This window comes from Halapricum desulfuricans, assembly GCF_017094525.1.
In the GTDB taxonomy this organism is placed as follows: Archaea; Halobacteriota; Halobacteria; order Halobacteriales; family Haloarculaceae; genus Halapricum; species Halapricum desulfuricans.
The window spans coordinates 1,186,528-1,208,574 of record NZ_CP064788.1 but is presented as its reverse complement, the minus strand read 5'-3'; the positions used below and the strand labels follow the sequence as shown (position 1 = coordinate 1,208,574).

25 protein-coding genes and 1 tRNA gene are annotated in these 22,047 nt (G+C 66.1%); 9 read left to right on the top strand and 17 right to left on the bottom strand.

Annotated features, from left to right (window positions below; translation table 11 throughout):
• Positions 1–4: 4 nt before the first annotated feature.
• The gene (gene tbsP, locus HSR122_RS06245; protein ID WP_229111931.1) at positions 5–826 is read right to left on the bottom strand and encodes a transcriptional regulator TbsP; all 822 of its coding nucleotides are present in this window, start codon (positions 824–826) and stop codon (positions 5–7) included.
• A 759-nt stretch (positions 827–1,585) separates the two neighbouring features.
• On the opposite strand from tbsP, the gene glyA reads away from it, so the two are divergent.
• From glyA to HSR122_RS06225, 4 genes are all read left to right on the top strand, one after another.
• Entirely contained in the window at positions 1,586–2,854 is a 1,269-nt protein-coding gene (glyA, locus tag HSR122_RS06240; protein WP_229111930.1) for a serine hydroxymethyltransferase, read from the top strand.
• Positions 2,855–2,942: 88 nt separating this feature from the next.
• Positions 2,943–3,650 (top strand): DUF47 domain-containing protein, encoded by a 708-nt coding sequence (locus HSR122_RS06235; RefSeq protein WP_229111929.1) that lies wholly within the window; start codon positions 2,943–2,945, stop codon positions 3,648–3,650.
• 50 nt (positions 3,651–3,700) lie between these two features.
• Positions 3,701–4,651, top strand: a complete 951-nt coding sequence (locus tag HSR122_RS06230) for a sugar kinase (RefSeq protein WP_229111928.1) — start codon at positions 3,701–3,703, stop codon at positions 4,649–4,651.
• A gap of 39 nt (positions 4,652–4,690) precedes the next feature.
• Positions 4,691–5,584: a bifunctional methylenetetrahydrofolate dehydrogenase/methenyltetrahydrofolate cyclohydrolase gene (locus tag HSR122_RS06225; RefSeq protein WP_229111927.1), complete on the top strand. Its 894-nt coding sequence runs from the start codon at positions 4,691–4,693 to the stop codon at positions 5,582–5,584.
• A 19-nt stretch (positions 5,585–5,603) separates the two neighbouring features.
• Here the strand turns inward: HSR122_RS06225 and HSR122_RS06220 are convergent, their stop codons facing one another.
• The 3 genes from HSR122_RS06220 to HSR122_RS06210 all read right to left on the bottom strand — a co-directional run bounded on the left by HSR122_RS06220 (position 5,604) and on the right by HSR122_RS06210 (position 7,343).
• Entirely contained in the window at positions 5,604–6,311 is a 708-nt protein-coding gene (locus HSR122_RS06220; RefSeq protein WP_229111926.1) for a DUF7117 family protein, read from the bottom strand.
• 50 nt (positions 6,312–6,361) lie between these two features.
• Entirely contained in the window at positions 6,362–6,934 is a 573-nt protein-coding gene (locus HSR122_RS06215) for an NAD(P)/FAD-dependent oxidoreductase (RefSeq protein ID WP_229111925.1), read from the bottom strand.
• A gap of 76 nt (positions 6,935–7,010) precedes the next feature.
• The gene (locus HSR122_RS06210; RefSeq protein ID WP_229111924.1) at positions 7,011–7,343 is read right to left on the bottom strand and encodes an uS10/mL48 family ribosomal protein; all 333 of its coding nucleotides are present in this window, start codon (positions 7,341–7,343) and stop codon (positions 7,011–7,013) included.
• Between the two features lie 111 nt (positions 7,344–7,454).
• On the opposite strand from HSR122_RS06210, the gene dnaJ reads away from it, so the two are divergent.
• Positions 7,455–8,606, top strand: coding sequence for a molecular chaperone DnaJ (gene dnaJ, locus HSR122_RS06205; RefSeq protein ID WP_229111923.1), 1,152 nt, complete (start codon positions 7,455–7,457; stop codon positions 8,604–8,606).
• A gap of 103 nt (positions 8,607–8,709) precedes the next feature.
• On the opposite strand, the gene HSR122_RS06200 is transcribed toward dnaJ, so the two are convergent.
• From HSR122_RS06200 to HSR122_RS06185, 4 genes are all read right to left on the bottom strand, one after another.
• Positions 8,710–10,107, bottom strand: a complete 1,398-nt coding sequence (locus HSR122_RS06200) for a hypothetical protein (protein WP_229111922.1) — start codon at positions 10,105–10,107, stop codon at positions 8,710–8,712.
• Between the two features lie 5 nt (positions 10,108–10,112).
• Positions 10,113–10,853: an ABC transporter ATP-binding protein gene (locus tag HSR122_RS06195; RefSeq protein ID WP_229111921.1), complete on the bottom strand. Its 741-nt coding sequence runs from the start codon at positions 10,851–10,853 to the stop codon at positions 10,113–10,115.
• A 128-nt stretch (positions 10,854–10,981) separates the two neighbouring features.
• Positions 10,982–12,616, bottom strand: a complete 1,635-nt coding sequence (locus tag HSR122_RS06190) for a potassium channel family protein (RefSeq protein WP_229111920.1) — start codon at positions 12,614–12,616, stop codon at positions 10,982–10,984.
• A 61-nt stretch (positions 12,617–12,677) separates the two neighbouring features.
• Complete coding sequence (locus tag HSR122_RS06185) at positions 12,678–13,049, bottom strand: DUF998 domain-containing protein (protein WP_229111919.1); 372 nt, start codon at positions 13,047–13,049, stop codon at positions 12,678–12,680.
• Between the two features lie 91 nt (positions 13,050–13,140).
• Between HSR122_RS06185 and HSR122_RS06180 the strand changes: the two genes are divergently transcribed.
• Both HSR122_RS06180 and HSR122_RS06175 read left to right on the top strand, forming a co-directional pair.
• A complete protein-coding gene (locus HSR122_RS06180) occupies positions 13,141–13,899 on the top strand; it encodes a hypothetical protein (protein WP_229111918.1) in 759 nt (252 codons plus the stop codon).
• Positions 13,900–13,925: 26 nt separating this feature from the next.
• Positions 13,926–14,008, top strand: a tRNA-Ser gene (locus tag HSR122_RS06175).
• A 319-nt stretch (positions 14,009–14,327) separates the two neighbouring features.
• Here HSR122_RS06175 and psmA read toward each other — a convergent pair.
• The 6 genes from psmA to HSR122_RS06145 are packed head-to-tail and all read right to left on the bottom strand — an operon-like array spanning position 14,328 to position 17,581.
• Positions 14,328–15,095: an archaeal proteasome endopeptidase complex subunit alpha gene (psmA, locus tag HSR122_RS06170; RefSeq protein ID WP_229111917.1), complete on the bottom strand. Its 768-nt coding sequence runs from the start codon at positions 15,093–15,095 to the stop codon at positions 14,328–14,330.
• Positions 15,096–15,097: 2 nt separating this feature from the next.
• Positions 15,098–15,577, bottom strand: coding sequence for an Rpp14/Pop5 family protein (locus tag HSR122_RS06165; protein WP_229111916.1), 480 nt, complete (start codon positions 15,575–15,577; stop codon positions 15,098–15,100).
• A complete protein-coding gene (locus HSR122_RS06160; protein WP_229111915.1) occupies positions 15,574–16,194 on the bottom strand; it encodes a class I SAM-dependent methyltransferase in 621 nt (206 codons plus the stop codon). The genes HSR122_RS06165 and HSR122_RS06160 overlap by 4 nt, the downstream gene beginning before the upstream one ends.
• A 54-nt stretch (positions 16,195–16,248) precedes the next feature.
• Complete coding sequence (locus HSR122_RS06155) at positions 16,249–16,947, bottom strand: RNase P subunit p30 family protein (protein ID WP_229111914.1); 699 nt, start codon at positions 16,945–16,947, stop codon at positions 16,249–16,251.
• 1 nt (position 16,948) lies between these two features.
• Positions 16,949–17,380 carry an RNA-binding protein gene (locus HSR122_RS06150; RefSeq protein WP_229111913.1) on the bottom strand — a complete coding sequence of 144 codons (432 nt, stop codon included), beginning with the start codon at positions 17,378–17,380 and terminating at the stop codon, positions 16,949–16,951.
• Positions 17,381–17,383: 3 nt separating this feature from the next.
• Positions 17,384–17,581, bottom strand: coding sequence for a DUF1918 domain-containing protein (locus HSR122_RS06145; protein WP_229111912.1), 198 nt, complete (start codon positions 17,579–17,581; stop codon positions 17,384–17,386).
• 150 nt (positions 17,582–17,731) lie between these two features.
• On the opposite strand from HSR122_RS06145, the gene HSR122_RS06140 reads away from it, so the two are divergent.
• Entirely contained in the window at positions 17,732–18,289 is a 558-nt protein-coding gene (locus HSR122_RS06140) for an NUDIX hydrolase (RefSeq protein WP_229111911.1), read from the top strand.
• Between the two features lie 57 nt (positions 18,290–18,346).
• Here the strand turns inward: HSR122_RS06140 and HSR122_RS06135 are convergent, their stop codons facing one another.
• Positions 18,347–19,183 carry a hypothetical protein gene (locus HSR122_RS06135; protein ID WP_229111910.1) on the bottom strand — a complete coding sequence of 279 codons (837 nt, stop codon included), beginning with the start codon at positions 19,181–19,183 and terminating at the stop codon, positions 18,347–18,349.
• Between the two features lie 167 nt (positions 19,184–19,350).
• A complete protein-coding gene (locus HSR122_RS06130) occupies positions 19,351–20,463 on the bottom strand; it encodes an OBG GTPase family GTP-binding protein (RefSeq protein WP_229112187.1) in 1,113 nt (370 codons plus the stop codon).
• A 146-nt stretch (positions 20,464–20,609) separates the two neighbouring features.
• Between HSR122_RS06130 and HSR122_RS06125 the strand changes: the two genes are divergently transcribed.
• Positions 20,610–21,098 carry a 50S ribosomal protein L11 gene (locus tag HSR122_RS06125; protein ID WP_229111909.1) on the top strand — a complete coding sequence of 163 codons (489 nt, stop codon included), beginning with the start codon at positions 20,610–20,612 and terminating at the stop codon, positions 21,096–21,098.
• A 209-nt stretch (positions 21,099–21,307) separates the two neighbouring features.
• On the opposite strand, the gene HSR122_RS06120 is transcribed toward HSR122_RS06125, so the two are convergent.
• Entirely contained in the window at positions 21,308–21,991 is a 684-nt protein-coding gene (locus tag HSR122_RS06120) for a metallophosphoesterase (RefSeq protein WP_229111908.1), read from the bottom strand.
• Positions 21,992–22,047: the final 56 nt, after the last annotated feature.

The window sequence follows — 22,047 nt, the reverse complement described above, 5'->3', positions numbered from 1 at the left end:
GTCGCTACTCGCCGTGGATCAACGAGTGGGCGACGCCCGCCAGCTCCGCCGCGCTGGCGTCCAGCAGCTCGTCCTTGCCGAACTTCAGCCGGAGTCGGGGCCGTCCGACGTCGATCGGGACCTTTTCGGTGTCGATCAGGCCCTGATCCTCGAGCTGTGTCTTCGTTCGCGAGAAGGTGGCCTTGCTCGCGAGGCCGATGTCCTCGCCCCACTTGCTGATGTCGTACAGCAGTTCGCCGTTCTTCGCGGCGACCAGCAGGCTGATCGTCACCTCGTCGAGGCCGTCGCCGTTGCCCCGTGCCGTCTCCAGCGATTCCAGCACGTCGTCGAAGTCGGCCGCGACATCGTCGCCGATGTCCCGCTCGAGCGTCTCCCGGACGCGAGAGATCGGCGGCGTTCGGAGCTTGAACCGTTTGGCGATTTCCCACTGATCGGTGTAGTGCTCGTAGGCGTCTGTCACGAAATCGTCGTCAGTCGTCGTCAGGCCCGCGACCCGCTCGCCCGCGGTGGCGAGCGAGACGACGGCGTCCGTCGAAATCAGCAGCGAATTGACCGGCGGATCCTCTAGCACACGCAGGGTGAGTGTGTCCGATTCGATCAGGTCGGCTGCGGCACTCGCGACCAGGAAGTCGTCCATGACGTCCTTGAGCGTCCGCTCTTCCGCAAGTACGTTTACGACCGGTACGTCGTCGAGTTCGCCCATCGACGAGACGAGCGCACGGACTGTCTCGTGGGACGGATTGACCACGACCAGTTCGTCCGCGTCCGCCAGCGTCGTTTCGAGTATGGTTTCGACGTCCGACTCGAGGAGGTTTTGGCTGACCATATTGTATTACTACGTACAACCTACGTGCATTTAATTGTGTCGCTGCAGTTGGTTTTATTTCAATAGAATGTAACGTCAAACCCGACTCGGTTTATGTGGGTGTAGATATGCCACCATCTTGAAACCAACGAAAATCCTCAAATACGGCCGATTGAGTGGGGTCCTATCAAATATACTAAATCAAAAATTGCTCCCCGCACACCACTCATATATATTATAAATATGGATTAAATTACCTGTTCGGAGGATAACGGGGGTTGCGAGCGTTGCGCACCCCACGCAGGCCCCTGGGAGTCAGGGCGACAGGCCCAGCGCGCTTCGACACCGGCCGCGCCGCAGTGTCCGCAGGTTGTGTGCCACCACGACGGTCGGGCGGAAATCGGTCAGCCAGACGTTTCCCCCGATTAGCCGGTCTCCTCGAGTTCGGACGTTTGTGGGCGTTTTCGCGGTCGCACGCTCGACCTGCCGGGCATGCGGCGGGGGCGTGTACTGATAGTGACCGTTGTACCGGTGCGACCGCACGACTGCGTGCGGACAATCCGGAAGGGACGTACAACGGTCACTATGAGCCGCTCACCACCGGCCGGTCAGTATCGATCGAGCTCGCCGGGACGAGGACGCAATGCTGTCACTCCCCCAGGTGACCATGCAACTCACACATGAACTGTTCGATGCCTTGTACTTTTCGGTCGGGGCGTGGCCGTTGCGGGGCGAGCCGAGACAGGTAGATTATTGTTCGGCCGGCCGTCACCCACGAACATGGATTACGACGCGGTCAGAGCGATCGATCCGGAAGTCGCGGCGGCACTCTCGGGCGAAGTCGAGCGGCAAAACGAGACGCTGGCGATGATCGCCAGCGAGAACCACGTCAGTGAGGCCGTCCTCGAAGCGCAGAGTTCGGTCCTGACCAACAAGTACGCCGAGGGGTACCCCGGTTCGCGGTACTACGGCGGCTGTGAGTACGCCGACGAGATCGAGCAGCTGGCGATCGACCGCGCGAAAGAGCTGTGGGGCGCAGAGCACGTCAACGTCCAGCCACACTCCGGCAGTCAGGCCAACATGGGCGTCTATCTGGCGATGCTCGAACCCGGTGACAGGATCCTCTCGCTGGATCTCACTCACGGGGGCCACCTCAGCCACGGCCACCCGGCGAACTTCGCCGGGCAGGTCTACGAGGTCGAACAGTACAAGGTCGACGAGGAGACGGGCTACATCGACTACGAAGGGCTGGCCGATCACGCCGCCGAGTTCGACCCGGACATCATCGTCTCCGGCTACTCCGCGTATCCGCGCGAGGTCGAGTGGGAACGCATTCAGGCGGTGGCCGACGACGTCGACGCCTACCACCTCGCCGATATCGCGCACATCACCGGTCTCGTGGCCGCTGGCGTCCACAGTTCGCCGGTCGGTGTCGCCGACTTCGTCACCGGATCGACCCACAAGACGATCCGCTCGGGGCGGGGCGGCATCATCATGTGCGACGAGGAGTACGCCGACGACATCGACTCGGCGGTGTTCCCCGGCAGTCAGGGCGGCCCGCTGATGCACAACATCGCGGGCAAAGCCGTCGGATTCAGGGAAGCGCTGGAGCCCTCCTTCGAGGCGTACGCCGAACAGACCGTCGCCAACGCGAAGGCGCTGGCCGATCGCCTGCAGGAGCATGGGCTGGAACTGGTCTCGGGCGGTACCGACAACCACCTCGTGCTCGTGGACCTCCGGCCGTCCCATCCCGACACGACCGGCAAGGAAGTCGAGGAGGCTCTCGAGGAAGCCGGGATCGTCCTCAACGCGAACACCGTCCCCGGCGAGACGCGTTCGGCGTTCAACCCCTCGGGCATTCGCGCCGGTACGCCCGCGCTCACGACTCGTGGGTTCGACGAGGACGCCTGCCGCGAAGTCGCCGACCTGATCTACGAGGTCGTCGACGCGCCTGAAGACGACGATCTCGTCGCCGAGGTCAGCGAACGCGTCGCGGCACTCACCGACGAATACCCGCTGTACGACGACGAAGAACCGCTGTACGAGTGATTCGTGCCGTGACTTCGGCGCTTCGAAGGCCAGTCGTGGCGGAGCCCCAGCCGAATACTCTTTAGTCGCGCCCGCCGTTGCTTGGTTCATGACCGCGGGCAGCAGCTTCAGCCAGCAACTCGAATCGCATACCGACGCGTACCTCGAGAGTTTCAAGGCGGGCATCGATCTCCTGCCGGAACTACTCGATCAGTACGCCGCCGGCGACGATTACAGCGAGACCATCACGGCGATCGAAAATCTCGAAAGCGAGTGTGACGACCGCAATCTGACGATCGTCGCGCTGATCACCAACGCCGATCCCATCGACATGGGGAAACTCAACACGCGGATCAACTACAACCAGTCGGCGCTGGTCGAGTTCTACCGGACCGTCGACGTCGTCGTGAACGTCACCGAACGGATCGCTCACGAGCTCGATATGATGCGACCGCCCCACGACAACGCGTGTTTCGAAGGGCTGCAGGAGATGGCCGCGGAAGTCGCGGACACGACCGCCGTACTCGAGGAGGTCATCGAGCGGTTCGTCCACGACCTCGGCACCTACGAGGCCTCGGACTCGCTGACCGAGGAGATACAGGAGATCCGGAACATGGAGAGCCGATGTGACGAGCTCCGCAACGAGGTGATCGCCACCGCGTTCGAAGACGAGACGATCGACCAGCCGCTGATGTACCGGGAGTTCGCGATCCTGTTCGACGAGTTGGCCAACCAGATGGAAGACATCACCGAGGAGATCATCGTCGTCGCGAGCAACGCGCCCGGAATCGTCGCAGAGGAAGGGCCCGACGTATGACACCCCCAGTTCGACAGTACATCTAAGCCCCTCCATCGTGATAGCCCGATATGGTCGAACTGGTGACTGTTGGGGACACGTCGCTTCGGCTATCTCCGAGGAGTAACGAGCGACTCGAAACGGCCACGGACGTCAGGATGCACGCGACCGGGACGGAGAGCAACGTGGCCGTCGCAGCCAGTCGGTTCGGGACCGACGTGGTCTGGCTGTCGAAGCTCTCGGACACGCCGCTCGGGCGGCGCGTCGTCTCGGAACTCCACGAACACGGGATCGAGACGCGCGTCGGCTGGAGCGAGGCGGGGCGACAGGGACTGTCCTTCTACGAACCGCCGCGTGATCCCCGCGATCGTGTCCGGATCGACGATCGGGAGGGTGCGGCGGCCGCGACGATGACGCCAGGGGACCTCGACATGGAGTTGATCCGGTCCGCCTCGAGCGTCTTCGTCGGCGGCAGTACGTTCGCGCTCTCGGAGACGGCGGTCGAAACCGGCGAAGCCGTGTTGCGGGCCGGTAGCGGCGGAGAGGCCGCGTCCGCGCTCGACCTCGACTACCGGCCGGAACTGTGGTCGAGCGGAGACGCCAGGGACACGCTGACCGACGTTTTCGACGCGGTCGATATCCTGTTCGCGTCCGAAGACGACGTGCGGGACGTCCTCGATCGGAGCGGGCAGGCGAGAGAGCTCGCCCCGTCCGTGGCCGCCGAGTGGGACTTTCGGATGGTCGTGCTCACCCGCAGCGAACACGGGGCGCTCGTCTATCACGACGGCGTCATTCACGACCGTGACGCGATCGAGACCGATACCGTCGACGAGACCGGACAGCACGACGCGTTCGTCGGTGCCTTCCTCGCGGCGCTGCTGGACGGCGAGGAACCGGACGAGGCGCTCTCGAACGCCGTCGCGACGGCGTCGCTCGCCCGGACGATTCCCGGCCCGCTCGCGACGGTCGACGCCGAGGAGGTCGAGCGGCTCTCGGAGACGTTCGACCAGCGCGGCTTCTGATAGTGAGCCTTTTGTCCCGCGGGCGAGCCATTCCACGTAATGACACACGTCATCGACGGTAACGCCGTCGCCCAGCGGATCCGGGACGAGTTGCGCGATTCGATAGAAACGCTCGAAGCCGAGGGGACGACGCCGACCCTTGCGACGGTCCTAATGAGCGACGATCCGGCCAGCGAGACCTACGTCTCGATGAAACAGGACGACTGCGAGGAAGTCGGCATCGAGGCGATCGACGTCGAGATCGACCCCGACGCGCCCGCCGAGGAACTGTTCGAGACGGTCGATGATTTGAACGCCGACGACGATGTCGATGGCATCCTCGTCCAGATGCCCGTCCCCGATCACGTCGACAAGCGTGCGGTCCTGCGCGCGATCGATCCGATGAAGGACGTCGACGGGTTCCATCCCGAAAACGTCGGCCGACTCGTCGCGGGCGACGCCCGATACAAGCCCTGCACGCCACACGGGATCCAGAAACTGCTTGAGGCCGCTGACGTGGACACCGAAGGGAAAGACGCGGTCGTCGTTGGTCGATCGGACATCGTCGGCAAGCCGATGGCGAACCTGTTCATCCAGAAAGCGCCCGGTGGGAACGCGACGACGACAGTCTGTCACTCCCGAACCGAGGACCTCGCGGCCAAGACCAGAGCGGCCGATATCGTCGTCGCGGCGGCCGGCGTCCCCGAGATGATCGACGGGTCGATGCTCTCGGAAGGGGCCGTCGTCATCGACGTGGGGATCAACCGCGTGGACGCCGATACTGAGAAAGGCTACGAGCTGGTCGGCGACGTCGACTTCGAGAGCGCGAAGGAGAAAGCCAGCGCGATCACGCCGGTCCCGGGCGGCGTCGGGCCGATGACCCGCGCGATGCTGCTGTACAACACGGTCAAGGCAGCCGGCAGCCGGGCCGACGTAGAGATCGAACTGCCCTGAGCGAACGGGGTAGCAACCATCAGTCGAGACCGTCGAGGCGATCGCGCGCGGTTTCGAGCGCCGACTGATCGCCCGTGGCGTACTTGCTGAGCGCGATCAGTCCGTCCAGAATCGCCTCGGCGTTTTCCGGTGGGATCGATCCGTCCAGGGCCTCGATCCGCTTGCGGTGGTCGACGAACCGACCCATCGTCGTGCGCGTCTCACTGTCCGGGTGTTCGGAGAGATGTCGCGTCAGATCCCGACGATAGGCGTCGATGATCGCGGCGATCGCGAGTCCCCGCGCGGCGGCGAGCGAGTCGGGGACTGCCTCGGGATCGGGTCGGTCCCCGTCGGTGAGACCCCGAACAAGCGAGAGGAAATACTGCTGTTCGTCCTCGGTGACACGCATCGAGCGGGCGATCTCGCTCGCGATATACTGGAGTTCGACAGCCATAACGAACTCCGTGTCGAGTTGGCGTAATTCGCCACCGCGGATGAATCCCCGCTGTCTGACGTATTCGCGACACTGCTCGACGGCGCGCTCGGCGACGCGGTCGATCGGTTCGGCGTCGAGGTTGTCCACGATCGAAGCGAGGTCGAGGTCCGCGGGGTTGTCGGTGTGTTCGGTACGTTCGTCGACGCCGACGCTCCGCACGCTCCCACACTCCGGACACGTGATCGACCCCGTCTCGTAGTACGACCACCGCGCGCCACAGGACTGGCACTCGCGCTCGCCGCGGATCTTCATGCCCGGACGTACACGACGGAGAGTCAAAACAGCCGCGCTGTCGGCTGCGCCTATTCTTCGGGGCCGAACGTCGCGGCCGCGTCGGCGGGCACGTCGAAGTCGTGGTAGTGTTCACCCTTCTCCTTCGAGAGGATGTTCAGCGCCGCCGCGGCCCCGTCACCGGCGGAGATGATCGCCTGCCACTCCTCGGCGCGGACCATCGCCCCGGTCGCGTAGGCGTCGTCGACGCTGGTCTCCATCGACAGGTCGACCTCAACGAGGTCGCCGTCGAAGGCACAGCCCAGCGCGTCCGCGAGGTCGCGGTCCGCGCCCGTCGCGAGGACCAGATACGACCCCTCGTGGTCGCCCTCCTCGGTCGTGACAGTGAACCCATCGTCGGTCGCCGCGACGTCGGTGACCTCCTGCTGGAGGTGTTCGACGCCGAAGCTGTCGACCTGCGTTCGGAGCGTCTCCATGTACGCCGAGCCGTCCTGGGAGCCGATGCCCGGGTAGTTGAACAGGTGGGCCTTGTGCATCCAGGTGCCGTCGGTGTCGAAGACTGTCGTCTCGAGACCGTTCTTCTGTGTGAACAGTGCCGCGCTCAGTCCGGCGGGACCGCCGCCGACGACGAGTACGTTCGTCATGTCTACCGATACTACCGGAATCGTGAAAGGTCTTTAGACGGCTGCAACGATGGCCGCGGTCGAAACGCGCCGTCGACTAGTTTTTGTGTCCCTGTCCCCGCTGCTGTTCGACCTCGACGCCGACCGAGATCGCGTCGGGCACGTCACGGCCGGCGACCGATCGGGCGAATTCGTCGTGGCCGACGATCTCGATCGTTCTGGTGTAGACGGTGTAGTCCCAGGCGTCGAACTCGCCGCCCGTATCGAGCAGCGTCTTCGACTGGGGGACGCGGACGTTTTCGGGCGGCTGTGGATGCGGCCCCTTGTGTTCGACGCCCTTGCGCGCGGCGTCGGTCTTGATCTCCTCGACGACGTCCTCGAGGCGGTGGCGATCCCCGCTCTCGAAGGTGAGTTTCGTGACGAAGGGCATTCCTGCCCGTGGGTGGGTCGCCGGAAGGTAAAAGCGCGTTCATCCCGCGGGCGACCGATCGACCGGACCCGGGCTTTTGAAGTGTCTCAACCGATTATCCAGCAGTAACGAATGAGCGAGGATTTCTACGAGATACTCGGCGTCTCGCGCGACGCCAGCGAGGAGGAGATTCAGGAGGCCTACCGAGAGAAGGCCCGCGAGTACCACCCCGACGTGAGCGACGACCCCGACGCCGAGGAGAAGTTCAAGCAGGTCAAGAAAGCGAAGGAGGTCCTGACAGACGAGGAGAAGCGACGCGCCTACGACCAGATGGGCCACGAGCGCTTCGAGCAGGCCGAAAAGCGGGGCGGTTTCGACGGCGACGGCCCCGGCGGTCGCGGCGGCCGCGGCGGCGACCCGTTCGGCGGCGGGTTCAACATGGAGGACATCTTCGATCAGTTCTTCGGCGGCGGTCGCCGGCGTCGTGGCGGCAGCGACCGGCCGCGGCAGGGCCAGGACCTGAAAACCACACTCGAGATCGACCTCGAGGAGGCCTACGAGGGAGCCGAAAAACAGGTGACGGTCCGTCGGCCCGAGACCTGTCCGGACTGCGACGGCAGCGGCCACCCGCCGGACGCGGACAGCCGGACCTGCCCGGAGTGCAACGGGCGCGGCCAGGTCACGCAGGTCCAGCAGACGCCGATGGGGCGCGTCCAGCAGACGACGACCTGCCGTCGCTGTGGCGGCGAGGGAACCCTCTACGAGGAGACCTGCTCGACCTGCGGCGGCGACGGCGTCGTCCGCAACGAGGCGACGCTGACCGTCGAGATCCCCGCCGGCATTCAGGACGGCCAGACGCTCCGGATGGAGCGGGAGGGCGCGCCCGGCGAGAACGGCGGGCCGAACGGCGACCTGCTGATCGACGTCTCGATCCGCGATCACCCCGAGTTCGAACGCGACGGCGACGACCTCCGGCGGCGCGAGCCGCTCTCGTTCCCGCAGGCGGTCTTCGGCGACACGATCGAGGTGGAGACGCTCGACGGCGCCGTCGAGTTAGAGGTCCCGTCGGGCACCCAGAGCGGTGAGACGTTCCGCCTCGAGGGCAAGGGGATGCCACGCCTGCGCCGGCGCGGGAACGGCGACCTCTACGTGACCGTCCAGGTGTACACGCCCGAGCAACTCAACGACGACCAGCGCGAGGCTCTGGAGGCGTTCGCCGAGGCCAGCGACGAGGACATCGACGTCGAGCAGGGCTTTTTCGAGAAACTGAAGAACTCTATCTGATACTGCCGGCTGTAAGTTCGTAAAGATATTCGCCACCCCGGAGTGGCGAATTCCTTCAGTTTGTTACAGCCGGCAGTATGAGGCCGGCCACATCTCTGCTCGCTCACTGTCGAAGTTTCCGCTCCCATCGCGGCCCTGCACGCCGGGTCAGCGCGAACCCGACCAGTCCCGAAAGCACCGGAATACCGACTCCGACAGCGACGGTGAGCGTCGGTGCCGCGGTCGTCGCGAGCGCCGCGACCAGCAACGGCACCGCGACGACGGACAGCCCCGCGCCGAAGGCCGCGAACAGCGGCGTGTCGAACAGTAACTCGGTCGGGGAGAGTCCGGTGACGAACGCGGTCAGCCCGAAGACGTAGACGGCGACGCCAGGAAAGACCGCTGCGGCGACGACCAGTTCGACCGGCGGTAACCACAGCGCCGCCACCGCGATGTAGGCCAGTCCGGCCGGCAGGACCAGCGCGAGGTATGCCCGTCGCTTGCTCGCGAACACCTGCTCGATCGCGACCGGATACCGCAGGATCTCGCGGGGGTCTTCGAACTGCGTGAGCCACGCGTAGGTCGTGAACCCGCCCAGACCGAGGAAGGTCCCGAGCGCGAGCCCGAAGTGGGGATCGAGGACGGTCACGCGAGCCATTTCGGCCAGCAACGCGACCACCACGACGACCAGCACGCCCATCGAGAAGAGGACCTTCCAGACCGACCCGCTCGAGCGCGCGACCGACAGTACCGTCCGGCGGGCGAGTCCCGTCTCGTCGGGGATTGCCCGCGCGTACCTCGAGAGCGGGCCGATCCGCTGGCGGCCATCGGTCTCCTCGATGGGCTCGAACAGGGCGATCCCCAGCACGGCGACGACCGCTCCCGGCGCGAACCCGGCCACGGCCGCCGCGGCCGTCGGCTCGGCGTAGAACCCGTACGGCGTCAGCGCTACCGGATCGAGACCGCTTGCAAGCACCGCAGCGCTCGCCAGCGCGACGGCCGCCAGCGCGAGTCCGCCGTGCCGGCTCGCGAGTCCGACCAGCGCCAGACTCAGCCCGACGCCCAGCCCGAAGGTGCCGGCCAGCGTCACCCACAGCGACGGGACAGACAGCGCTCCATCGCCCGCCGTCAGCGCAAGCGGCGCGTACGCCAGCGCGATCGGGGCCAGGAACAGCCCCGAATAGTACAGCAGGTCCTTCAGCACGAACGTCGCGAGCAGCCGCCGCCACGACACCGGCAACGTGCGGGAACTGAACACCAGAAGCGTCACGTCCCCGAGCACGTCGCGCATCGCGTCCCGGCCGACGAGCCCGATCGTCCCGACCTGCAGCCCGAAAAAGCCGACCAGGGCGTGCAATCCGGCGGCGATCGTCGCGGGGTCCGTCCCGACCGCGGACAGCAGCCAGAACGCGCCGGCGGCGATCGCCGCGACGGCGACCGGGAACGCGCCGAACCGCCGGCCGCCGAACAGGTCGGCGTGCAACCGCCACTCCTCTTCGATCATGGCGCGCAGGAGACTCACGATGGTCACCTCCCGGTCGTCGGGACCGCCTCGGGGCCGTCGCCGTCGACCGTCGCGAGGAAGTACTCAAGCAGCGACTCCTCCTCCGACAGGGTCCGCGGGTCGGTCGTCCCGAGCAGCCGTCCTTCCCTGAGAACGCCGACCTGTGTACAGAGCTCCTCGGCGACGTCGACGAAGTGCGTCGAGAGAAACAGCGTGTTGCCGGCCTCACAGTATGCCCGCAAGTGGTCTTTAACCTCCTCTTGCAGGATCGGGTCCAGGTTGACCAGCGGCTCGTCGATGAACACCAGCGACGGCTCGTGGAAGAACGCCTGTGCGAGCATGACGCGCTGGCGTTCGCCCTCCGAGAGGTTGGTCGCCAGCGTGTCGAGTTTCCCCTCGAAGGCAAGTTTCCCCGCCCACTCGTCGATCCGGTCGGCGGTGTCGTCGAGACCGCGGATCTCCCCGGCGAACTCCAGATACTCCCGCGGCGTGAGGAAACTCGGCGGGTCCTCGCGCTCGGGGAGGATGCCGACCTGCGACCGCACTTCGAGCGGTTCCTCGACCGGGTCGATCCCCAGGACAGTCGCGCCACCGCTTGTCGGCCGCAACTGACCGGTCAGGATCTCGATCGTCGTCGTCTTCCCGGACCCGTTCGGACCCAGCAGCCCGAACAGTTCCCCGTCGCCGACAGTCAGATTCAGGTCCGCAAGCGCCGTCACGTCCCCGAACTCCATCCGGAGATCCGTCGTCTCGATAGCGGTCATACGCTGACTCCGAGAGCGCCACACTCGCCGCGTGTCGATGCCGACATATCCGGGTCATCGAGTGAGAAGCCCTTAGGGGTTCGGTCCGATCGTGATCTCGTGCGTTCGATCTCTCGGGCCCGGACGAACTACCGGTACTGCTCGGTGAAGCGGTTCGTCCCCTCGTCGGTGCCGACGACCACCAGTTCGTCGCCGCTCTCGATCCGGAACTCGGATCCGAGATCTGTGTGGACCGCGCCGTCGCGTTCGACGGCGACAACCGTACAGCCCGTGCGCGATCTGACGTCCGCTTCCTGGAGCGTCTGACCCGTCATCCCCGGGGCCGTCGTCCGGACGACCTCGATCTGGGTATCGAACGCGATGACGTCCTCGTCTTCGAGGACGGTCGAGGCGATCATCCGGCCGGTGATCGTCTCCAGCGCGAGCACGTAATCGGCACCGGCGCGGTACATCTTCTGGACGCTCTCGGCCTGTTCGACGCGGGCGACGATCTCCGTGTCGGGGCTGAGATCCCGGACGACCAGCGTCGCGAACTCCGAGGCCGTGTCGTCGGGAATCGCAAGCAGGACCGTCCTGGCGTCGTGAATGCGGGCCGCCTCCAGCGTTTCGGGATCGGTTACGTCGCCGACGACATCGACGCCATCGCGGTCGACGGCGTCGACGGTCGTGTGGGGAACGCCCTGTTCGTCAAGCATCTCGGCGACGCGCTGTCCGACCTGTCCGTACCCGGCGATCAGCACGCGCCCGCCGTCGAACTGTCGGATCGACGCGCTCGCTTGCTCACGGAGGTCGGCGAGCTGGTCCGGACGACCGGTGACCAGCAGGACGGTCCCCCGGTCGATCGTCGTCTCCGGCGAGGGCGGGCTCTCGAACTCGCCACAGAACCACGCCCCGATCACGTTGACGCCGGTCGCCTCGCGGATGCCGCTCTCGGCGATCGTCCGCCCCTCGAGTGGACTGCCGGCACCGACCGGGAGCTCGGCGATCTGCAGGTCGCCGTCGATGGCGACCGCGTCCTCGAACTCCGCCCGGACACCGGTCGTGACTTTCGCGGCGAGGCTCTCGCCCAGAAGCGGCCGCGGTGACAGCACCGCGTCGGCCCCGGCGAGTTCGTGGTAGCGTCGCTGGTCGGGGTCCTCGACGACGCTCACGATCTGGACGTCCTCGCTGACCTCCTGTGCGGTCAGGACGATGCTCGCGTCGACGTCGTCGTCCACGTCAGCGACGATCGCGCGCGCGTCGGCGAGGTTCGCGCTCTCCAGTCCCGAGACGGTCGTCGGATCGTCGTGAACGACCCGGTACCCGCTCTCGTAGCGCTCGGTCGCCGCCTCTCGATCGGGTTCGACGAGGACGTACTCGACGTCCCAGGAGTCGAGTTCGTCGATCAACACCTCCGCTCGCGGCGTGTCCGCACAGACGACGACGTGATCCGCAAGGTCGTCTTCGACGCTGGTCGGCACGGTCGTCGAAAGCGCCTCCTCGAACAGCGGGAAGATCAACACCGGCAGCGCCAGGAAAATCAACGCGACACCCGTCAGGTCCATCGTGATGACGAGGACGTTCATCAGATCGGAACTCCACGGGGCGTCCTCGCCGAAACCCGTCGTCGTGAACGTCTGGACGACGACCTCCAGCGACTGCAGGAAGGTCTTCGACTCGCCCTCGAGGTAGAGCATCCCGTAATGGTAGACGACGGCGTAGGCGAAGATAATCACCACGAGGACGGCGAACGAGTAGATCGTTCGGCGGTACCACTTGTTCATCCGTCTCCGCGTTCAGTCCGCGGAGAGTAAACGGTTCCGTCGTCGGCTTCGGAGTGCCGACCTACCTGTCTCGGGTGCGATGTGCGTTCGTCCGTCGATCGATCGGCGGCGACTGCCGGGCGTGGACGAGCACCCACAGCGCGACGAACAGCGCGCCGGCAATCTCGGGGATCGCGAGGGCGAACGCCGTTCCCAGCACCCCGCCGACGATCAGCCCGCCGTTGAACGCCAGCGCAGTCGCCGGCGTGCCGGCCGGGTGGCCCGGGTTCCCGAGATCCGAGAGGGCGTTCGCCCCGAACGCGAACGACGGCGAGAGCGCGATCGCAGTCGCGATTCCGACGAACGCGACGGCGACCGAGGCCGTTCCGGCCACGCGCCCGAGGCGGTCCAGCGGGGGGTCAGTGCGATCACGCCCGAGCCATCCGGTATCCATACCTGCGAGTACCGCGGACAGCCCGATAGTAATTGGTGTCCCGGACGGTCGCAAGCGCGACGTTCAAGAGCGGGCCGGCCCGAGAACGGGTATGACCACGCTCGTCGTGCTCGCGGACCCGCCGGTCGAGGGCGTCGTCGGCCGATCGCTCGCGGAGACGACGCCGCTCGACGCCGAAGAGGTCGTCTCGCTGTACGAGGCGATGCTGTCAGACATCGCCCGGGCGGCGGAAGCCGCCAGCGGACAGCTGCTCGTCAACTACCGACCGCGCGACCACCTCGATCTCGACGCCGACGTGTCACCCAAGCGCCGGCTCGAGTCGGTCGTCGCCGAGGCCGTCGACGACCCCGAGGCCGTCAGATACGAGGTGCAGGTCGGCAGTTCCCACGCGGCCCGGGTCGGCAACACCGTCACACACCTGCTCGAGGGCGAAGAGGAAGGCAGCGTCCACGTCATCGAGCCGACGGTCCCGCTGGTGACTCGTCAGGGGATCGACTCGATGTCGATGAAACTCCGGCGGAGCCCGGTCGTGCTCTCGCCCGGGCCGGGAGGTCGGGTCGGGTACGCGGGGTTCAGCGAGCCGGTCGATTTCGACGGTGCCTACGAGCCGCCGGCCGTGACGTCGCTGGTCGAGGCGGCGCGAGCGGCGGATCTGGACGCGGACTTCGTGCCGTCGCTGCAGCCGGTCGAGACGGCGGCCGATCTGGCGTCCGTCGTCTCGGTCGTCCGGGCGCGAGCGCGGGCCGATCGCATCTATCCGTCACGGACCTACGAGTGGGCGGAGACCCACGGGGTGTACGGGGTCGAGGGCGAAGACGGGTTGGACGTCGAGAAAACCGACAGTGATTAAATGGGCGACGCGCAAGGGACGCCTGCGGTGGGGTGGCAGAGCGGCCTATTGCGCCTGCCTTGAAAGCAGGTGGCGTTACGCCTCCTGGGTTCGAATCCCAGCCCCACCGTGAGTGCGCGGCGCATCGACGCGCCGCGCCGAATAACACGCTGGATTTGAACGAGAGAAGACGCAGCGCGAGCGAAGTGAGCGACCGTCTTCGCGTGGTTCAAATCCCAGCCCCACCGCTTTGCTCCGAGCAACTCCGCGAGGAGCAACGGCTGTAACTGGCGATTTGAAGCCAGCAAGTCGCAGCCCGCGCAGCGGAGCGAGCAGGAACGTCTTGGTCCGGTTCAAATCCCAGTCCCATCGCTTTGCTCCGTTCACTGTCGATCGACATCGCTCACGACCTGCGCCAGCAGGAACAGTCCGACAAGGGAGCAGGCGAGCTACTCGTCGCTCTCCTCGTCCTCGTCGTCCTCTTCGGTCGCCAGAACGCCGTTCGCCTCGAGGTACTCGCGTTTCTCGTCGTCGTCGAGTTCCCGGAAGCGTTCGTCCTCGACGGCGATCGTGGCGACGCCGACGCCTTCAGGCGAGAGCCCGTCGTCGTTGACCGACGCCAGCGCCGACAGCGCCAGTCCGACGCCGTCATCGAGGGTCATGTCGTCCTCGTAGTTGTCTTCGAGATACTCACGGATGTCGTTGCGGTCGGCCCCGACGGCCAGCGCCTTCCACTCGTAGGGCGTGCCGGAGGGGTCAGTCTCGTAGAGTCGTGGCTGTCCGTCGGCGACGCCAGCGATGATCAGCGCGACGCCGAACGGGCGCGCGCCGCCGACCTGCGTGTACTGCTGGATGTGGTCGGTGACGGCTTTCGTCAGCGTCTCGACGCCGATCGGCTCGTCGTAGCGCAGCTGGTTGATCTGGGCCTGCTGGCGCGCGAAGTCGATGAGCTGGCGGGCGTCGGCGACGTGGCCCGCGCTGGCGATCCCGATGTGGTCGTCGGCCTTGTGAATCTTCTCGACGGAGGAACGCTCCATCAGCGGCGAGCGGATCCGCTTGTCGACGGCCAGGACGACGCCCTCGGGCGTTCGCACGCCAATGCTCGCCGTCCCGCGCTTGACTGCTTCCCGGGCGTACTCGACCTGATAGAGGCGTCCGTCGGGCGAGAAGATGGTGATTCCCCGATCGTACGCTTGCTGTTGTTGGCTTCCCTGCATAGTTACTCGATGTCGAGTGGCGTCCCAGCCGTGAGCGCGTCGTTCGTGCGGTATTCGAGCCGGCCGTCGCGGACGGCAACCGCCTGCGTGTCGCCCCCGGCTGTGACGTGTCTCTGCTCGGTTCGTTCCGGTCCCCCACGCATATACTTTTCTTCACAAGCCCGGACGGTTCCGCTGGTCCCGGCGACCCGAACCCCGATCGGGTCCGACCCGACCGTCTCGACGCAGGCGACGATCGCCCGGGCGCGGTCGCTCTCGTCGCGCCGAACCCGGACGATCGCCTCGCCGCCACCGTCCCAGCGGTCGAAGCGCACGACGGTCAGATCCACGTCCGCACTTCCGACGTCGCCGAGCAGGTTCTGGGCGGCGTACCACAGCTCGCGCTGGAAGACGCCACGATCGACGTCCGCGTCGGGCCACGTCTCGAACCCGACCGCCAGGTATCGCCACCGCGGCTGGAGGTGTTTCGGGAGGTGTTTCACGTTCGGTCGTCCCCCCGCTCGGCGACGAGCACGCCGACCTGCTCGTGGACCGCCTCGACCGCGGTCAGCGCGAACCCGGCGTCGGTCAGCGCGTCGGCCAGCACGCCAACCGTCGCCGGGTCGTCCACTTCGGGCGAGTAGAACGGTTCCTCGGGGTCGGCCTCGCCGAACAGCATGACGTCCCCGAGGACGAACCGGTCGGGTTCGAGGCCCGCGATCACGTCGATCGCGTCGCGTTTCTCCCCGTCCGAGAGGTGATGCATCGCGAAGTTCGAGACGACGACGTCGACGGCCGCATCTCCGGGTACGTCGGGCTCGCGGAATCGACCCCGGCCGAACTCGACGTTCTCGATTCCGGCGTCGGACGCCTTTTTTCGGGCCTGCTCGAGCATGCCCTCGCTCACGTCCCGGCCGATCACGCGGTCGGCCGCCGGGGCGAGTGCGAGCGAGATCGCACCCGTTCCGGCCCCGAGATCGAGCACGATATCGCCGTCGACCGCCGCGTGCTCGATCACCAGGTCGCGGCAGTCCCGATACTCGGGGCTGTGGTCGCCGTCGTCGTACTCGGCGGCCTTCTCGTCGAAACGTGCTGCGTGCTCCTCGACGTCTCCAGTCATGATTGGGCCTACGAGCGCGCCGCGCAAAGAAGGATCGATCGTCGCGCGAACGCGTCACTCCTCGTCGAGTCGGACACCGGGTTCGACGAACGCGTCGCTGGCCCGCTCCCGGTTCCGCTCGGCGAGGTCGCCCCAGGCGGCCAGCCCCGTCTCGATCACGTCGGCGTCGAAGCCGATCACGTCCCCGAGAGCACGGAGTTCCCTCGGCGCGCGCAACTGGAGATGGCTCCGCGGGTCGGCACTGACGACGAACGGCGCGTCGGCGTCCGCGAGCAGCTCACGGAGTTTCCGGAGGTCGCGCAGCGCCCGCACGCGTTCGCCGCCGTCGGCCCGGAGGACGCGCGCCAGCGACAGTGCCACGTGGACGCTGTTCCGTTTCGCGGCTTTCGCGAGCACGTGGTTGAAATCGCCGTCGCCGACCATCGGATGGGCGAGTACGTCTACTGCCGGTTGCTCGACGGCGAACCGGTTCATCTCGACGGACCCGCCGTGGACGGCGACGATCGTCCGACGGTCGCGATGGCTGCCGACGAACCCGCTGGCTCGCCCCGGATCGTCAGCACGAATCTCGACACCCTCGACGATGTCGATCCCGTATGCCGCACTGATCCGGTCGGCGTCGTATTCCGGCAGTGCGTCGCCGTGATTGCGGACGACGAGGCCGTCATAGCCGTATTCGCTCGCCGTGAGCGCGAGCCTGGCGACAGTCGCGTCGCCGTCCGGGTGGGCGTGGACCGCCTCGTAGCGTGTCATGTTAGGGCGATTCGAGTACGTCGCGCGCGTTCTCGACGGCGGCGTCCTTCGTGGCGGGGTAGGCCTCGACTTTCGCGCGGACCGTAATCCCGTCGCCGAGTCGGACGTCGCCGCCGAACGCCGCCTGCTTGTCGAGGGTCAGAAACAGTTCGGTGTTGTCGGTAACCCGCTCGTCGAGTTCCGAGCGTAGTCGCTGGCGCTGGTCGGCGGGCAACTCGCCGAGCCGATCCAGCACGACCCGCATCTCGTCGGCGTTCTCGACCCGTGCCGAGAAGACGAGGATCCGGTCGCCGTGATGCCCCTCGTTTTCCAGTCGCTGGAGCTCGAACGCTTCAGGCAGCAGCGTTCGGAGCGCGCTCTCGACGCGCCTGTCGTCTTCCGTCGCGTAGCAGAACGCACGGAGGTCGATGTAGTGAAGCGGGACCGACGACATCAATCAGTCGTCTTCGTCGTCTTCCTCTGCGGGTTCGAGGTTGTCCTCGGGCACGCCCTGCTCTTGCCCCTCCTCGAAACTGACGATATAGTTGGCGTCGCCGAACATCGTTTCCATCTTCTGGGTGACGGTCCCGACTTCGCCGTCGTGTTCACTGTGTTCGTCGTGCAGAATGACGCGGTCGTCTTCTTCGAAGCTCATGGCCAGCCGTTCTCCGTGGCCGGTAAAAAAGGGACTGATTCGTCCCGGTCGAAGACTTATGCTCCTCACCGACAAAGAGTGAGATATGACTGTCACGCACGTTCTCCGCGGTCGCTTGCAGCCACGAGCAACACCATCTTTCCTGGGACGATGACGGCCGTCGACAACCTGTGGTACCTGGCCGACGAGGCCGACCAGCAGGCCGAGCAGACCTACCATGACCTCCAGTCGCGTCACGACGGCGTCACCGAGTTCACGAAGACGCGGTGGGTCTCGCGACGGCGGTTCCAGACGGTCGCCCAGCGGATCAGCGGGAACGGGCTCCCATACGGCGCACACGCGCTGGTGACCGACGACAGCGGTTCGGTCCTGCTCGTCCGCCACCGCGACGTCGACATGTGGGTGTTACCCGGCGGCGAAGTCGATGACGGAGAATCGTTCAAGGCGGCCGCACGGCGCGAACTCCACGAGGAGGCGGGGATCGAAGCCACGTTCGACGGGCTCGCACTGCTCGGGCGCGTGGAGTTTCACGGCGATGGACATACGACCTGGGGCGCGTTACCGATATACGAGGGTGCGGCCGACTCCACCGAACTGTCCGTCGACGATCCCGACGGCGAGATCGTCCAGGCGCGCTGGTTCGAGACGCTTCCCGACGACGCCAGGGACCGGTCAGTCCTTCGGTCCTGGCTCGAAGACGGCTCGTGAGGGGCACTGCGGTGGGTCGTCCGTCCCATATCACTCCGAACGATAGTCCGGTCGACCTCACCCCGACCGCTCGTCCGGTCGGTGGGTGGCGCCGTCGCGAGCGTCGGCAGCGCGCCGCCTGATCGCCGCTCTGGCCGTGCTGGCGTCGTAGCCGTACAGCACTGAATCCGCGTGTGGTTCGACGGCGTCTGTCGCCGCCAGCAGCGCATCGATCTCGACGTTGGCGTACAGTTCGACGCTCAGGCGGGCGTCCAGACGGTCGGCGAACCCGCTCGCGAGCGCTTCGAGCCAGTAGGTCGTCTCGTAGCTCGGGTCGTACAGCGGGACGACGAACTCCTCGACAATCGGTTCGAGCGCCTCGAGGTCGATCCCCGACCGCTCGTAGAGGTGGCCGGGATAGGGGTCTGGGAAGAGCCCGACGATCAGGTCGCCGGGGACGCGCTCGCGCGCCGCCGCAGCGAACTCGGTGACGACGCTCGCGCGCCAGTCGAGACGGTCATCAAACTCGCTTTCGGAGAAGCGGCGAGTACAGCGGTCGCAGTGGCAGTACTCGGCCCCCGGGAATCCGATGTCGTCAAGACGCACGTCACCGCTCGCCCGCCCGGCGTCCGCGATCATCTCCAGCAGCCCCTCGCGATAGGACTCGTTCGTGGGACAAACGTACGACTGATCGAGATCGGGGCGGTCGCCGGTCGCCAACTTACCGTCCCGGGTCCGGGCGGCGAGCGCCGGTCGCTCGCGGACCGTCGCTGCGTCTGCGAAACAGGCCAGCGTGTTGACGCCGTCGGTCGTCGGCTCGCTGGCGCGGCCGCTGGCGGACTTCTGCTCGTAGAAGGCGCGGTCGAAGCCCGACCACGACAGTTCCGGTTCGTTTCGCGTGACGACGCCGACCATATCCCCACCACGGGAGCCAGCGCCAAGTCAGTCACGTTCGCGACGCTACTCTTTGACGACGAACTTGTACACCAGTACGAGCGCAACCAGGGCGATCAGGAGTTTCGCTTTCGTAGACATCAATCGAGATGACGGTCTACCGAGATAAAGTCTTTCCCCTCGCACGGTCACCGGTCGACGACGATCCGGAGGACGTCCTCGTCGGCCAGTTCGTGGTCGCGACCGACTTGCTGGTCGTCGTGTTTGGCGCTGGGACCGGACACGCGGGCGAAGCGAAAGCGCTCGTCGAAGCGACCGCCGATCTTCTTGCAGGCGTCGCCGACAGTATCGCCCTCGAACAGCATGAGTGGGTCCTCGCGGTCGATCCCGCGACCGGGCTTGTCCATGTAGATCCGGATCAGCCCGAGTTCGTCGTAAATCCGCTCTTTCAGCGCGTCGAGCCCCTTCTCCAGTTCGGCGCTGATGAAGATCGCGTCGTCGGGATCGAGCCCGTGCTCGCGGAGATTCTCGTCGACGGTTCCCTTGTAGTCGGGCTCGATGAGATCGGCCTTGTTGACGGCCACGATCGAGGGGAGGTACTCGCGGTTGTCCATGATCCCGTCGATGAGCCGATCGATATCGACCTGTTCGCCGACCGTGACGTCGGCGTTGACGTACCCGTGCTCGCGCAGGACGCTCTTGATCGTCTCCTCGTCGAGGTCGAGATCGACTGAGGCGTTGACGCTGATCCCGTCTTTGTGTTTCTTGCGAACCGAGACGTTCGGGGGATCGGCGTCCAGCCGGACCTTGTTCCGGTAGAGTTCCTCGCTGAGGCGCTCGTACTGGTCGATCTCGAACACCGAAAGGACGAACACGATAAGATCGGCCGTGCGGACGACCGACAGTACTTCCTTGCCACCGCCCCGGCCGCCGGCCGCGCCTTCGATCAGCCCGGGGACGTCCAGCATCTGGATGTTCGCGCCCCTGTACTGGAGCATACCGGGGTTGACGTTCAGCGTGGTGAACTCGTACTCGGCGACCTCGCTGTCGGCGTTGGTCATCGCGTTGATGAGCGTCGATTTGCCGACGCTGGGGAAGCCGACCAGCGCGACGGTCGCGTCGCCGTGTTTCTCGACGGCGTAGCCGGGGCCGCCGCCCGACCCCGATTGCTGGGCCTCGAGCTTGTCTTTCTTCTCGGCGAGTTTGGCCTTTAGACGGCCGATGTGCTCTTCGGTCGCCTTGTTGTAGGGCGTATCGGCGATCTCCTGCTCGAGTTCCTCGATCTCCTCTTCGAGCCCCATCAGTGGGTACTCCGCCATCGTCGCTCAAAAGGGCTTTCGTCCGCAGTCGCCACGACGGATCGACACCGCCACGGTCGCCGTGGGCAGGGATCGCACGCGGGACACGGAAAAGCAATTCTTAAACCCGCGCCGACGGATTCTCGGATATGGCAGGCACAATCGAAGTTCTCGTTCCGGGCGGCCAGGCCGATCCCGGCCCGCCGCTCGGCCCCGAACTCGGGCCGACCCCCGTAGACGTGCAGGCAGTCGTCCAGGAGATCAACGATCAGACCGCGGCCTTCGACGGCACCGAAGTCCCCGTTACCGTCGAGTACGAGGACGACGGTTCCTTCGAGATCGAGGTCGGTGTCCCGCCGACAGCCGAACTGGTCAAAGACGAGGCCGGTTTCGAGACCGGCAGCGGCGAACCCCAGGAGGAGTTCGTCGCCGACCTCTCCGTGGACCAGATCAAGCAGATCGCGGAGCAGAAACACCCCGACCTGCTTTCCTACGATCTCAAGGCCGCGGCCAAAGAGGTCGTCGGCACGTGCACCTCGCTGGGCGTCACCATCGAGGGCAACGATCCTCGCGAATTCAAAGAGCGGATCGACGACGGCGAGTACGACGACGTCTTCGCTGAGGAAGCGGCGGCGTAAGCCGGCGCTGACGAAGCGAAGGCCCGAAAGCGAACGCAGTGAGTTTTCGATGTCTTCGCTGACGGGCGATCACTCGGTCAGTGCTTTCGGGACGAGCCAGCGCGTTACTGCAGTCAGCCCGAGCAGGATCAGTACGGTCGCGATCGTGATGACGACAGCTGTGTCCATGTCCGGTTGTCCACCGGCGAGCGATAAAGCAGTACCGCTTCTTACAGGTGGTTCCGGAAGGTCCCCAGCGGCGGGAACTGCAGCGTCTCGTCGGCTCGCTCGTCGCGCACGATCGGTTCGAGCGGGTCGGCGGCAACGATCAGCGGCGACTGGAAGTCCGTCGCGCCCATCTCGTTGATCGGAACGCCGGCGGTGAAGCGATTGAACGACGGCAGGACGAGCACGTCGCTCCCGTCGGGTCCACCGGGCCCCTGCAGAAAGCACGGCCGGCGCGTCCCCTGGATCTCGATTGCGGGGTGGTCGTGACCCAGGACGTACCGTTCGGCCTCGACGGCGGGCCGCTCGTGTCCGTGCACGACGACGGTTCGATCGTCGATTCGATATCGGTCCGCGATCGGGCCGTCCCAGACTTCGCCGAGCATCGTGTCGTGGTTGCCGGCGACGACGATCAGCTCCGCGTCGGCGTCGATGACGCGCTCTTCTAGCGCCGCGAGTCGGTCGTCGACCATGGACGGGACCGTATCGAACGCGTGAAGGACGTCCCCGGCGAGGGCGACCGTCCGGGGAGCCATCGAATCGAGGAGGTCGTCCAGCCGATCGATCATATCCCGGCCGTCCTCGATCGGAGCCTCGACCGCAGACGTCGCCCCACGACCGAAGTGCAGGTCCGCGAGAACGAGCGTCCCGTCGATCAGGACCGCCCGGTCGCGAAACGTGACCGTCATCGTCGGACGTGCGTTCGCAAGCGACAAAAGCGGTGTGTCACGCGGCGGAGCGCAGA

What these genes read in the sequence shown, in the direction of transcription:
- HSR122_RS06215 (WP_229111925.1), bottom strand. Translation starts at nt 6,934, where the DNA reads ATGACGAACGTACTCGTCGTCGGCGGCGGTCCCGCCGGACTGAGCGCG.
- HSR122_RS06150 (WP_229111913.1), bottom strand. Translation starts at nt 17,380, where the DNA reads ATGTCGTCGGTCCCGCTTCACTACATCGACCTCCGTGCGTTCTGCTAC.
- HSR122_RS06125 (WP_229111909.1), top strand. Translation starts at nt 20,610, where the DNA reads ATGGCAGGCACAATCGAAGTTCTCGTTCCGGGCGGCCAGGCCGATCCC.
- HSR122_RS06135 (WP_229111910.1), bottom strand. Translation starts at nt 19,183, where the DNA reads ATGGTCGGCGTCGTCACGCGAAACGAACCGGAACTGTCGTGGTCGGGC.
- glyA (WP_229111930.1), top strand. Translation starts at nt 1,586, where the DNA reads ATGGATTACGACGCGGTCAGAGCGATCGATCCGGAAGTCGCGGCGGCA.
- HSR122_RS06230 (WP_229111928.1), top strand. Translation starts at nt 3,701, where the DNA reads ATGGTCGAACTGGTGACTGTTGGGGACACGTCGCTTCGGCTATCTCCG.
- HSR122_RS06155 (WP_229111914.1), bottom strand. Translation starts at nt 16,947, where the DNA reads ATGACACGCTACGAGGCGGTCCACGCCCACCCGGACGGCGACGCGACT.
- dnaJ (WP_229111923.1), top strand. Translation starts at nt 7,455, where the DNA reads ATGAGCGAGGATTTCTACGAGATACTCGGCGTCTCGCGCGACGCCAGC.
- HSR122_RS06210 (WP_229111924.1), bottom strand. Translation starts at nt 7,343, where the DNA reads ATGCCCTTCGTCACGAAACTCACCTTCGAGAGCGGGGATCGCCACCGC.
- psmA (WP_229111917.1), bottom strand. Translation starts at nt 15,095, where the DNA reads ATGCAGGGAAGCCAACAACAGCAAGCGTACGATCGGGGAATCACCATC.
- HSR122_RS06190 (WP_229111920.1), bottom strand. Translation starts at nt 12,616, where the DNA reads ATGAACAAGTGGTACCGCCGAACGATCTACTCGTTCGCCGTCCTCGTG.
- HSR122_RS06130 (WP_229112187.1), bottom strand. Translation starts at nt 20,463, where the DNA reads ATGGGGCTCGAAGAGGAGATCGAGGAACTCGAGCAGGAGATCGCCGAT.
- HSR122_RS06185 (WP_229111919.1), bottom strand. Translation starts at nt 13,049, where the DNA reads ATGGATACCGGATGGCTCGGGCGTGATCGCACTGACCCCCCGCTGGAC.
- HSR122_RS06235 (WP_229111929.1), top strand. Translation starts at nt 2,943, where the DNA reads ATGACCGCGGGCAGCAGCTTCAGCCAGCAACTCGAATCGCATACCGAC.
- HSR122_RS06145 (WP_229111912.1), bottom strand. Translation starts at nt 17,581, where the DNA reads ATGAGCTTCGAAGAAGACGACCGCGTCATTCTGCACGACGAACACAGT.
- HSR122_RS06140 (WP_229111911.1), top strand. Translation starts at nt 17,732, where the DNA reads ATGACGGCCGTCGACAACCTGTGGTACCTGGCCGACGAGGCCGACCAG.
- tbsP (WP_229111931.1), bottom strand. Translation starts at nt 826, where the DNA reads ATGGTCAGCCAAAACCTCCTCGAGTCGGACGTCGAAACCATACTCGAA.
- HSR122_RS06160 (WP_229111915.1), bottom strand. Translation starts at nt 16,194, where the DNA reads ATGACTGGAGACGTCGAGGAGCACGCAGCACGTTTCGACGAGAAGGCC.
- HSR122_RS06225 (WP_229111927.1), top strand. Translation starts at nt 4,691, where the DNA reads ATGACACACGTCATCGACGGTAACGCCGTCGCCCAGCGGATCCGGGAC.
- HSR122_RS06195 (WP_229111921.1), bottom strand. Translation starts at nt 10,853, where the DNA reads ATGACCGCTATCGAGACGACGGATCTCCGGATGGAGTTCGGGGACGTG.
- HSR122_RS06180 (WP_229111918.1), top strand. Translation starts at nt 13,141, where the DNA reads ATGACCACGCTCGTCGTGCTCGCGGACCCGCCGGTCGAGGGCGTCGTC.
- HSR122_RS06220 (WP_229111926.1), bottom strand. Translation starts at nt 6,311, where the DNA reads ATGAAGATCCGCGGCGAGCGCGAGTGCCAGTCCTGTGGCGCGCGGTGG.
- HSR122_RS06120 (WP_229111908.1), bottom strand. Translation starts at nt 21,991, where the DNA reads ATGACGGTCACGTTTCGCGACCGGGCGGTCCTGATCGACGGGACGCTC.